The sequence below is a fragment of the Arcticibacter tournemirensis genome (assembly GCF_006716645.1).
Taxonomy (GTDB): domain Bacteria; phylum Bacteroidota; class Bacteroidia; order Sphingobacteriales; family Sphingobacteriaceae; genus Arcticibacter; species Arcticibacter tournemirensis.
Genome location: NZ_VFPL01000001.1, coordinates 2,781,808 through 2,797,502, shown reverse-complemented (window position 1 = coordinate 2,797,502; position 15,695 = coordinate 2,781,808). Strand labels below are relative to the sequence as shown.

16 protein-coding genes are annotated in these 15,695 nt (G+C 43.6%); 13 read left to right on the top strand and 3 right to left on the bottom strand.

The genetic code is table 11. The features are described 5' to 3' along the window. Positions 1 to 539: 539 nt before the first annotated feature. The 13 genes from BDE36_RS11745 (at position 540) to BDE36_RS24305 (ending at position 12,231) form a co-directional block, all read left to right on the top strand. Positions 540 to 2,348, top strand: a complete 1,809-nt coding sequence (locus BDE36_RS11745) for a reverse transcriptase/maturase family protein (RefSeq protein WP_141814995.1) — start codon at positions 540 to 542, stop codon at positions 2,346 to 2,348. Beyond that, positions 2,338 to 2,943, top strand: a complete 606-nt coding sequence (locus BDE36_RS11740) for a TraG/VirB4 family ATPase (protein ID WP_317132928.1) — start codon at positions 2,338 to 2,340, stop codon at positions 2,941 to 2,943. The genes BDE36_RS11745 and BDE36_RS11740 overlap by 11 nt, the downstream gene beginning before the upstream one ends. A 550-nt stretch (positions 2,944 to 3,493) precedes the next feature. Beyond that, entirely contained in the window at positions 3,494 to 5,308 is a 1,815-nt protein-coding gene (gene ltrA / locus BDE36_RS11730; RefSeq protein ID WP_141814994.1) for a group II intron reverse transcriptase/maturase, read from the top strand. 8 nt (positions 5,309 to 5,316) lie between these two features. Further along, a complete protein-coding gene (locus BDE36_RS23900) occupies positions 5,317 to 5,529 on the top strand; it encodes a TraG/VirB4 family ATPase (protein ID WP_170205921.1) in 213 nt (70 codons plus the stop codon). Between the two features lie 15 nt (positions 5,530 to 5,544). Continuing rightward, a complete protein-coding gene (locus BDE36_RS11720) occupies positions 5,545 to 6,246 on the top strand; it encodes a conjugal transfer protein TraI (RefSeq protein ID WP_141814993.1) in 702 nt (233 codons plus the stop codon). Then, entirely contained in the window at positions 6,230 to 6,925 is a 696-nt protein-coding gene (locus BDE36_RS11715; protein ID WP_141814992.1) for a hypothetical protein, read from the top strand. Before BDE36_RS11720 ends, BDE36_RS11715 begins: the two co-directional genes overlap by 17 nt. Before the next feature lie 7 nt (positions 6,926 to 6,932). Next, complete coding sequence (locus BDE36_RS11710; protein WP_141816572.1) at positions 6,933 to 7,556, top strand: TerB family tellurite resistance protein; 624 nt, start codon at positions 6,933 to 6,935, stop codon at positions 7,554 to 7,556. Further along, on the top strand, positions 7,553 to 8,767 hold the full coding sequence (gene traJ / locus BDE36_RS11705) for a conjugative transposon protein TraJ (RefSeq protein ID WP_141814991.1): 1,215 nt from the start codon (positions 7,553 to 7,555) through the stop codon (positions 8,765 to 8,767). The genes BDE36_RS11710 and traJ overlap by 4 nt, the downstream gene beginning before the upstream one ends. A 27-nt stretch (positions 8,768 to 8,794) precedes the next feature. Next, a complete protein-coding gene (traK, locus tag BDE36_RS11700; protein WP_141814990.1) occupies positions 8,795 to 9,394 on the top strand; it encodes a conjugative transposon protein TraK in 600 nt (199 codons plus the stop codon). A 6-nt stretch (positions 9,395 to 9,400) separates the two neighbouring features. After that, a complete protein-coding gene (locus BDE36_RS11695) occupies positions 9,401 to 9,625 on the top strand; it encodes a TraL conjugative transposon family protein (protein WP_141814989.1) in 225 nt (74 codons plus the stop codon). Positions 9,626 to 9,636: 11 nt separating this feature from the next. Then, entirely contained in the window at positions 9,637 to 10,707 is a 1,071-nt protein-coding gene (gene traM / locus BDE36_RS11690; protein WP_141814988.1) for a conjugative transposon protein TraM, read from the top strand. Positions 10,708 to 10,740: 33 nt separating this feature from the next. Beyond that, entirely contained in the window at positions 10,741 to 12,039 is a 1,299-nt protein-coding gene (locus BDE36_RS11685; RefSeq protein ID WP_141814987.1) for a hypothetical protein, read from the top strand. Between the two features lie 87 nt (positions 12,040 to 12,126). Continuing rightward, positions 12,127 to 12,231: a hypothetical protein gene (locus BDE36_RS24305; RefSeq protein WP_317132927.1), complete on the top strand. Its 105-nt coding sequence runs from the start codon at positions 12,127 to 12,129 to the stop codon at positions 12,229 to 12,231. Positions 12,232 to 12,312: 81 nt separating this feature from the next. Here the strand turns inward: BDE36_RS24305 and BDE36_RS11675 are convergent, their stop codons facing one another. Genes BDE36_RS11675 through BDE36_RS11665 form a run of 3 tightly spaced genes read right to left on the bottom strand, consistent with a single transcriptional unit; the run spans position 12,313 to position 15,567 of the window. Further along, the gene (locus tag BDE36_RS11675; RefSeq protein WP_141814986.1) at positions 12,313 to 13,344 is read right to left on the bottom strand and encodes a tyrosine-type recombinase/integrase; all 1,032 of its coding nucleotides are present in this window, start codon (positions 13,342 to 13,344) and stop codon (positions 12,313 to 12,315) included. 5 nt (positions 13,345 to 13,349) lie between these two features. Next, positions 13,350 to 14,309 carry a tyrosine-type recombinase/integrase gene (locus tag BDE36_RS11670; protein WP_141814985.1) on the bottom strand — a complete coding sequence of 320 codons (960 nt, stop codon included), beginning with the start codon at positions 14,307 to 14,309 and terminating at the stop codon, positions 13,350 to 13,352. Continuing rightward, on the bottom strand, positions 14,290 to 15,567 hold the full coding sequence (locus BDE36_RS11665) for a site-specific integrase (protein ID WP_141814984.1): 1,278 nt from the start codon (positions 15,565 to 15,567) through the stop codon (positions 14,290 to 14,292). Before BDE36_RS11665 ends, BDE36_RS11670 begins: the two co-directional genes overlap by 20 nt. Positions 15,568 to 15,695: the final 128 nt, after the last annotated feature.

Genomic DNA, 15,695 nt, shown 5'->3' with positions numbered 1-15,695 from the left:
CCCATGGCAGGGTATTAGGCTAGTGTTCAAAATGGCCTATCATCCGTCGGCTTATCTGAAAGGGAAACCGGACAGGGAGTGTAGCATGCCGACCAAAAACTATAAGTCAACCAGTTGTCAGGTTGCGACTGAATAGAAGGATGAAAAGCAGATACGAGGATAAAATCCATACTGATTGAATGATAACCCAAGCGGCTCCGAGTTGTAACTGTGACGTAAGACAACTGAACTCGTCATACTGTGATACTCTCCTTTTGGTTTTTGAGAAGGGAGAGCAAGAACAGATCACAGCGCAATTGCAATATGCAATAAAGGGTGGAAGTCGTATCCGACAATCTGCAAAGCCATAGTTACTATGCCGCTAAACGTGGATTACCTAAGTCAGAATGCCGCTGGCGCGGCTATAGGGAGCAGTCCCTTGAATATCTGATATGGTAACGGAGCTTCCGTAGTAGTCCGAGCAAGGTAACACCTTGTACATGGCGAAGGGAAGCAGCTAATAGTTTTTAATGCTAATAAAGGAAAATGTGTGAGACATTATGAGAAGTCCGCAAAAGGTATTAAACAGTTTAACAGAGCATAGCAAACTTTCAAACTATAAGTTCGAAAGGCTCTATCGTATTCTATTCAACGAGGAAATGTATTACATCGCTTACGAAAATATCTACGCAAAGCCAGGTAATATGACCCAGGGGTCAGATGGTCAGACTATCGACCAAATGAGCCTTGACCGAATTGAAAAACTAATTGGTGCAATCAAGGATGAAAGCTACCAGCCCCATCCCTCACGAAGGACGTACATACCCAAGAAAAATGGTAAAAAACGCCCTTTAGGGATACCCTCATTTGATGACAAGTTAGTGCAGGAGGTGATTAGAATGATTCTGGAAGCCATATATGAAGGAAGCTTTGAGCATACTTCACACGGTTTCAGACCCCAAAGAAGTTGCCATACTGCAATGCTACAAGTCAGCAAGACTTTCAACGGAGCCAAATGGTTCATCGAGGGCGATATTAAAGGGTTCTTTGACAACATTAATCATGATGTGTTATTGAACATCTTGCAAGAACGCATCTCGGATGACCGATTTATCAGGCTAATGCGAAAGTTCCTAAATGCGGGGTATGTCGAAGATTGGGTATTTCACAGAACATACAGCGGTACGCCACAGGGCGGCATTATCAGCCCCATATTGGCTAATATCTATCTGGATAAACTGGATAAGTACGTAAAGGAATACATCCAAAACTTTGATAAAGGAAATGGTCGGAAACCAAACCGAGAACGCCTTGAATGTGAATACGATAAGATACTTGCTTTAAGTATGCTCAGAGCCGAAGATGATGTTGCCGACAGAAAGTTAATCGGACAGCGCATTAAAGCGATTGATAGAAGAAGAGCCATGATTCCCAGCTGCGATGAAATGGACAGTGACTACAGAAAACTCAAATACGTGAGATATGCAGACGACTTCCTCATCGGAGTAATCGGCAGTCTTGCTGATTGCAAGCAAATCAAACAGGATATTACTAAGTTCCTGAATGATAAGTTACAGCTTGTATTATCAGATGAAAAGACGCTGATAACCCATACGGAGAAGCCTGCCAAATTCCTTTCATTTGATGTCACTGTACGCAAGTCCGATCTGACCAAAAGGGATGTAAATGGGAAGATGAAACGCCAGTTACACAAGAAAATCGTCATCAGGATTCCTCATGACACAATTAGGAAGAAACTGCTTGCCTATGAGGTCTTAGATATTCGGCTTCACAATGGCAAAGAGCAATGGAAACCGAAAGAGCGCATGGGCTTGGTATTTAACGATGACCTTGAGATACTTAGTAAATACAATTCCGAGATACTTGGCTTTTATAACTACTACTCGATTTGCCTTAATGCTGCTACCGTAAACAGGTTCAAACACATTATGGAGTACAGCATGTACAAGACTTTCGCAGCAAAGTACCGTACAACTGTACCCAACATTTGTAGGAAATACATGAAGGATGGCGTATTTACCGTCGCTTATACCAATAGCAGACGTGAAACCCGATACCGCACATTCTACAACAACGGCTTTAAAAGAAAATCCGAAGCAAGAGAAGCCTTCTTCGACAAACTACCCGATTACTATCAAGTCAGAATGCGGACAAGCCTGATTGACAGGCTGAATGCATTGACTTGTGAACTATGCGGGGAAACATCAACTCTCGAAATGCACCATGTGCGCAAACTGAAAGACATTCCGAAAGGAATGGAAGAATGGAAAGTGCGCATGATTACAAGAAAGAGGAAAACTATGGCAGTATGCCGAGAATGTCACAAGAAGATTCATTATGGAAGTTAAACTGCGATTATTAGTGGAGAGCCGTATACGCGGGAACGTGTACGTACGGTTCGGAGGCGAGTGTTTGGAAACCTGCTTTAGTAATAGAGTAAGGCGCCGGGCGCTTAGCCTACACCATCCAATCCTTTTCCCGGCAGTCACCATCATTATCATGGAGCTTTTTATCTCAAAAATGAGAAAGCTCAAAGGTCTGCGTAAAATGCTGGCCATTGATGAAGCCTGGGTGGCAATTGCGAAGTCCGGGATGGCTGAATTCATTAAATACCTCTATAAGACCGTCCGGAAGTTCAATGGAATAGCAGCCCTGATTACCCAGGAGGTGGATGACCTGATCAGTTCACCAATCATACGGGAAACCGTCATTAATCTTTCGGATACCAAACTTCTGCTGGACATGCGCAAGTTCGCCGGTAAGTTCGAGCGCCTGCAACAGGTAATGGGCATGCCGGATAAAGCAAAGACGCTGCTACTGTCTTTAAACCGGGCCAATGAACCGGGCAGGAACTACCGGGAGGTCATGATCGATCAGGGCGGCCAATCCATAAAGGTTTACCGGAACGAACTTTCATTGGAAGAATATCTCGTGCGCCCATAAGGGCATATAGTAAATGTGGTTTGGCAACCACTAGGCAAGTGTTTATAACGCCTATCAACAGCCGACTTATCCGGAATGGAAACTGAACGGGGAGTGTAGCATGTCGGAAAAGCCACAAGTCAACTAATTGTCGTGTTGCGACTGAGTGGCAAGTTGAAAAGGTAGATATGAGGATGAAATCTGGATTGATTGAACGATAGTCTAAACGGCCGGTTCCGAGGCTATGACGGAAGACAGTTACTAACGTCATATATGTGGTACTATACTAATGTTAGGTAGTAGTTATAGCATAAACAAACCACAACGTAGCTGCAGCAAGCAGAAAAGGACGAAAATCGCATCCGACAATCTATCGCGCCAGATAGTTACTATATGTCTAAATGGGGATTACCTAAGTCGGAATGCCACTGGCGTGGCTATGAGGATTTGCCTCTGAATATCCGATATGGTAACGGAGCCCCCGTAGTAGTCCGAGCAAGGGAAAGCCTTGTACATGGCGAAGGGGGGCAGTTAATTTAGTTTAATACGATTAAAGGAAAATGTGAGAGACATGAGAAATCCAGAAAAAGTGTTGAACAGTCTAGCCAAGCATAGCGGCAACTCGGATTATAAATTCGAAAGGCTATACAAGGTTATGTTCAATGAAGAAATGTACTATGCCGCATACCAGAACATCTACAGTAATGTGGGTAATATGACAGCGGGAGTTGACGGTAAAACCATCGACGGCATGAGTATGCTTCGCATTGAACGGTTGATTGATACGCTCAGAAATGAAACGTATCAGCCAAACCCCTCCAAAAGGACTTATATACCAAAAAAGAACGGTAAAAAGCGTCCACTTGGAATACCTTCATTTGATGACAAACTGGTGCAGGAAGTTATCAGAATGATATTGGAAGCCATATATGAAGGCAGTTTTGAATATACTTCTCACGGGTTCAGACCCAAAAGAAGTTGCCATACAGCTTTACTAGGTGTACAACAATCATTCACTGCTACTAGATGGTTTATTGAGGGCGATATAAAGGGATTTTTTGACAATATCAATCATGAAGTATTGATAGACATCTTAAAGGAACGTATTGCTGACGATAGATTCATCCGATTAATCAGGAAGTTCTTAAATGCGGGTTATGTTGAAGATTGGGTATTCCACAGAACATATAGTGGTACACCTCAAGGAGGAATTATAAGTCCTCTTCTTGCTAACATATACCTTGACAAGTTTGATAAATACATCAAGGAATATATTGACAAATTCAACAAAGGGGAAAGAAAAAGGCACAACCGACCTTGGGCATTAAACGAACAAAGAAGAGCCCGCTTAGCGATGAAACTAAAAGAGGAAGAAGATGAAAATGTTAAAAAGCAAATGATTGTAAAGCTTAAGGAGTTGGTGCAGGAACGAAGTAAATATCCAGCTTATAATAAGATGGATAGTCTCTACAAGAGAATGAAGTACGTGAGATACGCGGACGACTTTTTAATTGGTGTCATTGGAACTAAGGAAGATTGTAAAGCAATAAAGGATGACATTAGGAATTATCTTAATGAAAAACTAAAGCTAGAACTCTCGGACGAAAAAACACTGATAACTAATGCGAAGAAACCTGCTAAATTTCTAGGATACGACATCTTTGTTCGTCAATCCAATGACAAAAAGCGAGACAAGTTAGGAAGACCAGTAAGGTGTTTCGGCGATAAAATCGTGCTCTATGTAACAACTGAAGTGATGCAGAAAAAGCTTCTAAGCTATAATGCGATGAAATTAGTCACGCAAAAAAGTAAAGAAGTATGGAAGCCACGTTCACGTTACTACATGAAAGATCTTGACGACCTAGAAATTATCAGTCAAGTAAATTCCGAGTTACGAGGATTCGCTAATTACTACTCAATTGCCAATAACAGTGCTTACGTCCAATCCTTTTCTTACATCATGGAATATAGTATGTATAAGACCTATGCGCTTAAATACCAGACATCCGTAGGTAAGGAAAAAACCAAGAGATGCATCAACGGTGTGTTTACAATCCCCTACAAAAATAAGGAAGGAAAAACACTCCTTAGACGCTTCTACAAGGAAGGTTTCAAGAGACAAAAAGTAGCTCGTGGAGCTTACGTTGACAACGTTCCCAAAACTATTACAACAACAGGTGGAAGAAACAGCCTTATTGCAAGGTTGCAAACTGAGAAATGTGAACAATGTGGGGCAACCGAGAAATTGGAAATGCACCATGTACGCAAAGTCAAAGACCTGAAGGGAAAACAGGATTGGGAAAAGAGGATGATCGCAAGAAATAGAAAAACCTTAGCAGTATGTTCAAAATGTCACGACAAGATACACGCAGGCAAGCTAGACTGAATAAATTAATGGAGAGCCGTATACCTGGAGACAGGTACGTACGGTTCGGGGGAGAGTTCTTGGAAACCTACCACGGTAAAACGTGGCAAGGCGCTGGGTTCTTATCCTACTGCTATACCACAGAGGAAAGTGAAAAGATCCGCGTGCGGGAATTCGCGGAAAAGTATGACAGTATAGAAAAAGGCATTGCCGCCCTGGCAGCCGAACTAAGGAAAAATTAACAAAAACAATTCACTATGAAATTGATAAGCAGTATGAAAAAGTATATGGTCATGCTACCTGTCAGCGCCATGACGCTGTTTGTAGCACTTCCAGTCAAGGCAAGCGCACAGATTGCGGTAGCTGAAGTCATTAAGGCCGGAGTAAAGAAAGTGATCAAGGCGGTGGACCTCAAAGTTCAACGCCTTCAAAATGAGACGATCTGGCTTCAAAACACCCAAAAGGTACTGGAAAACCAGCTCTCCAAGCTGAAACTTGCCGAGATCGCGGATTGGTCTGAACGGCAAAGGGAACTTTATTCGAAGTATTTTAATGAATTGTGGGAGATTAAAACGGCAATCACCTATTACCGGAGGATCAAAGACCTGACTGAAAAGCAGGTGGCTATTGTGGACGAATACCGCTGGGCATGGAACCTCTTTACCCGTGATAAACACTTTACACCGGAAGAACTGAGTTTCATGGAGTCGGTGTACAAGGGCATCCTGGATGCGAGTATCAAAAATGTCGATCAGATCCTGCTGGTGGTAAACAGCTTCAAAACGCAGATGACTGACGCGAAACGGCTGGAAATCATCAACACAGCCGCAGCCCAGATCGATGAGAATTATACGGACCTCAAAAAGTTCAATACCGAGAATAGCCTGCTCAGCATTCAAAGGGCCCAGTCGGCAGATGAAGTAACCGTTTTACGAGAGCTCTATGGAATCGAACAATAAGCCTGTTATCAGGGCGACGGCCTGCCTGCGGAAAAGGGCTGGCGCCCTGCTCACTTACACGATATTGACTGCTCTCCTAACCTCTTTTTTGACAACGGGCAAGGCGCAGATCTGGAATGAGTTCTTTAAGCAGAAAAAGACGCAGAAGAAATACTTACTTCAGCAGATTGCAGCATTGCAGATGTATATCGGGTATGTCCAAAAAGGCTATGAAATAGCGGATGAGGGAATAAGTACCGTAAAGTCGATCCAGGACGGTGAGTTTAGCCTGCACAGCGCGTTTTTTTCTTCTCTAAAAGCGGTAAGCCCGGTCATTCGCAACAACACCAGGGTCGCTGAAATCATTGAGATGCAACTGGCGGTGAGCGGCGCCCTGAAGGAGATCAAAAAAGAAGATAATCTGACACCGGAAAATATCGAATATATCACCGATGTGTCCAGCACTGTACTAAAAGAATGTGCCTCCGGCCTGGATGAACTGCTGCTGGTGATCACAGCAGGGAAAACCGAAATGAAGGACGATGAGCGGCTGAAACGGTTGGACAATATCTATCATTCGATGAAGAATAAATCCGACTTCGTACAGAACTTTTCCGGTGAAGTACTTCTGCTTACCAATCAGAGAAGGTCAGAACAGGAATCACTTAAAAAATTAGGACGATTTTATGAAAACGATTAGCGGAAGAATGAAAAGCTGCTTTTTGCTGTTGCTCCTGGCTTTTGGGATAGCAAGCGGTAGTCAGGCCCAATCCACCGAAGCCCAGCAACTGCTGCTGAACGTCGAAAAGCTTAGTCAGCTGAAAAACATCCTGGAGGACATGAAGAAGGGCTACCAGATCGTAAGCGAGGGGTACTCGAAAATAAAGAATATTGCTCAGGGAAATTTTTCTTTACACGAAGTATTTCTCGACGGCTTGCTCCTGGTGAACCCTGAAATTAAAAAGTATCACCGGATAGCGGACATCATTACAGATCAGAAGGATATTGTTTCTGAATACAAAACCGCGTATAAAAGATTCGTCGCTTCGGGGAATTTCAACGAAAATGAAATCCGGTATCTGAATCAAGTTTATAGTCAGTTGACTACCCAAAGCCTCCGGAACCTGGACGATCTGACCACAGTCATAACTTCTTCCCAGCTGCGCATGAGTGATGACGAGCGGCTTCAGGCCATCGACCGGATCTTTGAAGACACGCGCGATAAGCTCAATTTCCTGAGGCACTTTAACCGGCAGGCCAGCCTGATGAACCTGCAACGGGAAAAGGAAAAGGCAGATGTACAAAGTTTGAAACAAATCTATCAGCCATGAAGAAGAGTAAGAATAACGTTTGGATTGGTAGCATCCTGTGCATCGGTCTACTGGCTGTTCTCCCTTTGGCCGGCAGCGCGCAGGGGCTTCCCGGCGAAATAAACAGTATGCAGGCCGAACTGGATAAAGTGTACGGGCAGATGCTGCCCCTTTGTTCGCGCCTGATCGGTGTAGGACGCAGTATTGCCGGATTTGCCGCACTCTGGTATGTCGCCAGCCGGGTATGGCGACAGATTGCCGCAGCGGAGCCAGTCGATTTTTATCCCTTGCTGCGGCCCTTTGCTCTTGGTTTGGCAATAGCCATTTTCCCGGCAGTCATTGCTTTGATGAACGGCGTATTGCAGCCCACGGTTTCTGCAACTTCTGCAATGGTAAAAGACTCGAATAAAAGTATCCAGGTCCTGCTGAAACAGAAAGAAGCTGCGATAAAGAAGTCGGGTGCCTGGAAAATGTATGTCGGGGAAACGGGAAGCGGTGACCGCAGTGAGTGGTATAAATATACTCACCCGGAAGATCCCAATCCCCGGAATGAGGGACTGTTTGCAGGAATAGGCAACGACATTAAATTCTGGATGGATAAACAAAGCTACAACTTTCGTAATTCAATCAAGCAATGGCTCAGCCAGGTGCTCGAAGTGTTGTATGCGGCAAGCTCGCTTTGTATCAATACCCTGCGTACTTTCTTTCTCATTGTTCTGGCAATCCTCGGACCGCTTGTCTTCGGCCTGGCCGTGTTCGACGGTTTTCAGCATACGCTCACGGTATGGCTGGCCAGATATGTCAATATTTTCTTATGGTTACCCGTGGCCAACATTTTCGGAAGTATCATTGGAAAGATCCAGGAAAATATGTTGCGCATAGACCTGAGCCAGATCCAGGAGCAGGGTGATACCTTTTTCAGCAGCACCGATACGGCATACATGATATTTCTGGTCATAGGAATCGTCGGCTATTTCTCAGTTCCTAATGTGGCGAACTATATCGTGCATGCGGGAGGTGGCAACACGATGCTTCAACGGATAAATACACTGGTGATCAGCGGCAGCACTTCTGCTATGAACCAGGTCAGTAAGGGCGGTGGAATGGTAGCCGATTCCCTTGGCGATATGGCCAGGCAGGTACAAGGAAGCTTCTCCGGCTCCGGCTCTGACTACTTCGGAGATAAATCCGGCGGGTCCCGGCATCAGCATGATAAGCTTTCGGGCAAGTAGTATAATCTCAATAAAAAGCGTAAGAATATGTTCACCCATTTTAAAAACATCGATACGGCCTTCAGGCACATCAGGACGTTCAGTCTATTTCTCATTCTGGCTAATATGCTGATTGTCTGTTTCAGCTTGTATAAGAGTTACCAGCTGACTGAACAGGCCCAGAATAAAGTTTTTATCCTGTATAACGGCAAAGTGCTCGAGGCTGTGGCATCCGACCGCAAAAGCAACCTTCCGGTAGAACTGCGGGACCACATCCGGACTTTTCATCAATATTTCTTTTCACTCAGCCCGGATGAAAAAGCGATACAGGCAACAGTTTCCAGGGCACTGTACCTCGCTGACGAATCAGCAAAGAAACAGTACGATAACCTCAGGGAATCCGGCTACTACAATAACCTGATTGCTGCCAACATCTCCCAGGAGATTGATATCGACAGCATCCGGCTCGACGTAGATAATTATCCTTACCGCTTTACCTGTTTTTCGACGCAGAAATTGATCCGATCAAGTAGTACGGCTATTCGGAAACTGATTACCCAGGGACTGGTGAGGGATCTGAAAAGCCAGACCGACAATAATCCGCACGGCTTTTTGATCCAGAACTGGGAAATTATCGAGAATAAATAAAGGGTTATGAAAGCGTTCAGAAAGCCCCCCCTCCTGCTCTCCGAGAGCAATGAGAGACTGGCAGCTGTTATTGCAGGCCGGATTATTTCGGCAGAACGAAAGATTGCTTCCTGCCTGAACAAGACTGTTGCGCGTTTGCCGCCGAAAGTCAGGATCGCGATACTCGGGCTGCTTAGTCTCCTGTTTGCAGCCTATAATTTATACCTGTTGATCAGTTCAATCACTTATTAATATTCAAAAACATGGATACAAGAAAAAAGAATACTCAAAAGCTTTTACTGGTGCTGCCGGTACTGGTTTTACCCTTTTTGGCTTTAGCCTTTTATGCACTTGGAGGTGGCAGGCAGTCAACCTCTGATGAAGATCGTAATGCTGACAGCGGTATAAATACGACACTGCCCGATGCTCAGTTTAAAAACGAAGATCCGCTCGATAAGCTTAGCCTGTATGAACTGACAAAACGGGACTCCTCGGGATTGAAAAAGCAGTTCGGACAGATGGAAGACGCGGAAAAGATTAGCGTCCCGGCGATTGCCGGGAAAATACCCGAAGATCCCAATGAACAGGAAATAAACGAAAAGCTGGCACAGATAGACAGGGAACTGAACCGCAAGGTAGTCCCGTCAAAGGATCAGAATCCGGTGACAGTTGCATCGGCGGCACAAACCCCGTCCATGAAAGGCGACGTAGACCGACTGGAAAGGTTGATGCAAAGCATACAGGAGGAAAAAGAGGAAGACCCGGAGATGCGGCAGCTTTCGGAGATGCTGGATAAGATCATCACCATCCAAAACCCGGCCCCTGAAAATGCACGTCCTGATGCAGAGAAGAAAGCTCCGGCGGACAGTCAGTTTCGTGCCGTTCCGGCCAGGATCGTTTCTGATCAGAAAGCGGTCCAGGGAGCAACCATCCGGCTGCAGTTACAGGACAGCATTCATCTTGAAGGTGTTATTATCCCGGCAGGCCACGAGATTTTCGGCATTTGCCGGATTACCAATCAGCGTCTTTTGCTCGACGTCCGGAACATCAGGCTTGGTATGTCCATCATTCCGGTAGACCTCTCTGTATATAGTTTAGATGGTATGGCTGGGATCAATGCACCCGAAGCCGTGCTTGGAGATGCGGCCAGCAGCGGAGCGGACGACGCAATCCGGAGTGTGGGCATGTATGGCATTGATCAATCCATTGCCACACAGGTGGCCGGTGCCGGAATTGATGCTGCAAAAAACATGTTCAGCAAGCAGCTGAGGAAAGTAAAGGTAAAACTGAAAGCGGGCCAGCCAGTTCTGCTGCGAAACAACAAACTTCGCTAAAACCGGAATCAACTTACAAAACAACCGATGGCAATGGAAGATTATCTTGAAAGTCCGCATATAGCCGACACACTCATAGAGTATCTGGTCCGTAAACGGGAAGAAGGCTACACCAATGTTATTTACAATTTGGATCGCCCTATTTCATGTGTGGGGGAACTGGAATGTTGTAAGGAGAAGGATGTGGCTCAAATTCTCGAGTTCTATGTATTGTCACCCGAAGAATATTCCTGGACGCCGATCGATGTCATGATTGACCGTATTAAGCGTGAGCAGGAAGCAAAAATTCCTCCGCCACCGCTCGAATTTTCTAAGTACACCAGTAAAACAGATAATGTGATGAACAAAAACAATCTTGAAAACCTTCGGGACGAACTCAGGGAGCTCCGTTTCGACAAGAAGCTTGCAGATGAAATGCAAAAGAACATGGAAAAGAACCTCTCCGAATTTCAGCTTCGGACTCAGCTTCCCGGAAGCAAAGGGGAACAGGTAGATTTCACTTTGCATTTTAAGCAGTCAGGCCAGTCTGACTACTATTTCTTTAACAAGTACGACGTAAAGCTGAATAAGAATCCGCTGGAAGAAGGACAGAAGTATCTGGTTATTTCTCCGGGCGACCAGGGTAAGCCGGTATTCCGGAAATTCGACAACCCGAATGAAGCAATTGATTATTTCAAAGGTCAGAAGGGCAACTCTGAACTGGCTTCGGGCAAAGACCCCGCTCACAGGACCACACTGGCAACAATAGAAAACGACAAGGTAAATTTCGTGGCCAAAGATTTCCAGAAAGCCTTTTATACTCCGGCTGTGGCCCAGACCGTATACGTAGAGAAAGGCAAAGGATTTACCGCAGATCAGGCGGCCAACCTGATCCAGGGACGTGCTGTTTACCGGGACGACTTACTCAATGTTGGCGGAATTCCTTATAAAGCATGGGTGGCATTGGACTTTGATAAGCCTAAAGATCGTTTTCAGAATTACCAGACCAGGCAGTTTCATGATCCTTCCTATGGGTTTGATCTTTCCAAAACATTGGATAAATTCAATATCAAGGAACTGGAAGACCCTGCAAAGCGTCAGAAACTGGAAGAGTCACTGCGGAATGGGAACCGTCCGTTGATTACAACGGTGAAAGAAGGTCAGGAAACCAAACTTTTTATTGAGGCCGTTCCCCGGTATAGTCAGGTAAACTTTTACCAGGAGAACGGAAAACCGGAGAAGAGGGAACAGTTTATTAAAGATCCATCGCTGGAAAAGACAAACGTCTTTGACCGGAAGCTGGATAAAGAAAAAGACAAAGAAGTCACTGAAAACCAGGGCATGAAACTTTAATACAGCTTTTTTAATAAATTGGCGCTGAAAAGTAATCGAAGTATTACACGCTAATCCAGGGAAAAAATAATTTAAATAAACAATATCATGGAAAAATTTCAAAAAGTAAAAGAACTCGTCAGTTCAATTGAGAAAGACGCAGAGGCTTTTTATCAAAAAGGGAACAATAATGTAAACAATATGATTATGTAAAGTAACTGCTCTTTCGCGGTACCATAAACATAATAAGAGGGTGTCTGGCTATTTCGGACACCCTCTACTAAAACGAGTTCTTTACATAACTTTTGGGTTCGTCATATATTTTAACCAGTCTTTAAGCGAAGTATTTCTCACCCAAAGTGCGTCCTCTGTCGGCACTATTTCTTTACTCGCCGCCTCAATCACTTTCATTCGGCGTGAAGCAGATAGCTTGGCGTATATTTCAGTTGTTTGTACGCTGGAATGGCCCAAAAAGTCCCTAATTATAATTAGATCGGTTTCGTTTTCGACCATGGCCATTGCCATGGAATGCCGTATTTTATGCGGGCTACAATCTTTTGGCACAAGTGTGGGGTCGATTTTCCGCGCCATATTTGCATACTTGGACAAGAGGTGATTTATGCCTTGTCTGGTAAACTTTTCGCTTGAATGGTTCACAAAAACATATCTGTCAAGGTTTTGAGGTAGCATAGAATGATTTTCGTCTAAATGCTTTTCAAGAACAGATGATAGGTGCTTTATTATCGGTACATGCCTTATCTTGCCGCCTTTTCCATATATAGCTATGTGTTTTGGTGCGCTTATTGAAACATCCCGTCCTTTTATTTCAATTAATTCACTGACTCTTACCCCGGTAGCATAAAGTAATGTAAACATTGTAAAGTCTCGTCTGCCAGCTTGCGAAGTTGTTTTGATTTGCGACAATAGCAGCTTTATGCCTTCGGGCTTAAGGTAGGATATCTCTTTTGGCTGAGATTTTTTCAATTTAATGTTGTGGATTTGTATGGCCGTCTCAATACATTCGGGATAATCGTATTTCAAAAAGGCAGCGAAGCCTTTAAACGCAGCAAGCCGTTGATTCCGTGTTGCAATTGAGACTTTTCTCTCGCATTCCAGCCAGGTAAGAAAGGCTTGAATATGTTTATGGTCAATATGTCTAAGTTCAATTCTTTCGGGACTTATCCGAAAGGTATTTTCCATAAAATCAATAAATTGGATAAATGCATATCTGTAGGTTTCTATCGTTCGTTCTGAACAACCACGATCATTAATCAGATAATCGCGGAAATAACGGTGGACAGCACTGGCAAAATCGGTTTTTTTCATAGCGGTTATCTTTCAAATATTTCGTCAAGATTCTTTTCAAACTTCTCTTTAAGATAGGGATACATACTAGTCGTCAAACGTAAATAGCGTTCGGTAGAATAGATGTTATTGTGTCCCAAATAGACCGACAAAATCGGAAGAGCAACATACATATCTGCTCCTGAATCGATCATTTGCTTAAAGGCTCTCACTGCAAAGGTATGGCGCCAGTCGTGTACACGTTTACCGTACCGCCCACTTCCTCTGTTCGGTATACCTGCATGCTGTAAGATTTTATGGTGTATTCCGCTAACTGCTGATGCTGATAGATATCTCTGCCGAACAGATGTAAAGATGTAGTCATTATCTGATAAGGCGTAGAATGTTTTATCAGCAAAAGATTGCATAAGGCTCAACAAGCTGTCGGACATGACTACGTACCGCTGTTTGGCATTTTTCGTTTCCGATAGCCTTAAAATACCCAGTTCCAGGTCGACATCTTTCTTAATAATCTTGATAGTTTCCGTTATTCTGGTGCCGCAGCATAACATGATCCTGAACAGGACGGGTAACTGAATTTTATGCTTACGATCTTTACCCGACTCGTAAGTATCCAATGCCCTGAAGTATTTATCAATTTCTTCATCGGTATAAATATGGGGTGCGAATTTGGACTTAGGGTGCTTGATGTCTTTTAGCTGAACCACCGGAAACCCCTGTATAAAAAGGTATTCAAAGAATCTCTTTGTAGAATTGATTCTATCATACTGTGCATTCACGGATTCGTCTTCTGATCGCTGTTTCCATTTGATTGCCTGGTCTTTAGAGAATGATATATCAGTAATTTCTTCTTGGAGAAAAAAAGCATCAAGTTGTTTGAGATGAAAAAAGTCCGGGTACATATATTTTACACCACCCTTCTCTCTGAAATCCAAAAAGGTAGAAATGTGGTTGGCAAAAACTGAATTAAAGATAGGCCTGCTCATTTCTGACCTCCTTTCCGATATTGTTGTAATATAAACTATGTAGATCCGGGATTGGTAAGCTACATTTTCGCAAGCGTTCAAAATCAATTTGCAGGTAAGCTTTGGTCGTTTCTGAACAAGAATGGCCCATAGCCATACTTATAACGTAGTAACCGGTGCCACGTTTCAGAAGATTCGAAGCAAAGCTGTGCCGCAAGGAATGTGGGCCATGCTTTTTTTCTTTCCAATTAACAATGTTGGTCGCTCTAAAAGCGGACTCTACAATTGAATAGATACCACTGGATGTAAGCTGAGCACCTTTTCTTTTGCTGTCGTGCCGTACGATGATCACGGCATCACCCTCTGGAGGCCTGCCGTGTTTTAGATAATCAATAATTGCATTGCCAACAGATGGTATAAGGGGGTATGATATTGGTATATCAGTTTTCTGCTGGTTAAATGATATTGTATTTGTTTCCCAATCAATATGCTTAAGGCTCAGACTCCTGATATCAGAAGCCCTCATTCCGTATTCTGCGGCCAAGAGTAGGATGAGATAATCTCTTTTCCCGCCAGCTGTGCTTCTGTCTACTGATAGAAGCAGCTTTTTAATCTCCTCTTCGGTATAAGTTGTTGGTAGTTTAGAACCTTGGTGTATGTGTGGCTCTTTGAGGATTAGTGTTGACAGATCACCTTTTGTGATTTCGGAATTGTGCAGGAACCTATAAATATTGCGCAGAACTGCCTTAAACCTCATTCGATTGGATTTTGATTGGCACGCAATAAAATCTTCAAAATTTGAGGTAGACACTTTCTCGAAATGAAGACCTTTTTCATTTAAAAATGTATCGTACTTAAAAGCTACCCGCTTATGGGTATCCAATGTGTTTGGAGCTAATTTTAAACTTAATGTGCACCATTCAATGTATTTGCTGAAAACTTCCCCGAGTTCCGTTTTAAGGTTTTTTTCAACCGGAGGAGTATAATTCTCAAAATCTTCATTGTGGTATACTGATAGAAGCATTCTGACAACCCGGAGCCTCTTTTTTTGCTCCGATGTTAAGGTGGGAGTCAGATACCTTGTACCTATAACTTCATCACAAAACCTTGCTGCATTTTCCTCATTAAACTCTTTGAGGTCGTTTTTATCCCACCATTTCTGGATCGCTCGACAACCCCTTGTATAGTCTTTAATGGTTCCCCTGTAATAATCTCTGTCAATCAATTCAGCAAGATATGCCTCTATGACTTCTGAGATTTCTTTAATCTTTTTGTTCATAATAACTTGATTTATAATGGTAAACCCTAAAGCTAAATCAAATAATTATGTAAAGCCCCATATAGAAAAAGGGTGCCAAGCATAGCCAGGCACCCCTTGTTTATATTTATAGAACCTTGAAAAAACAG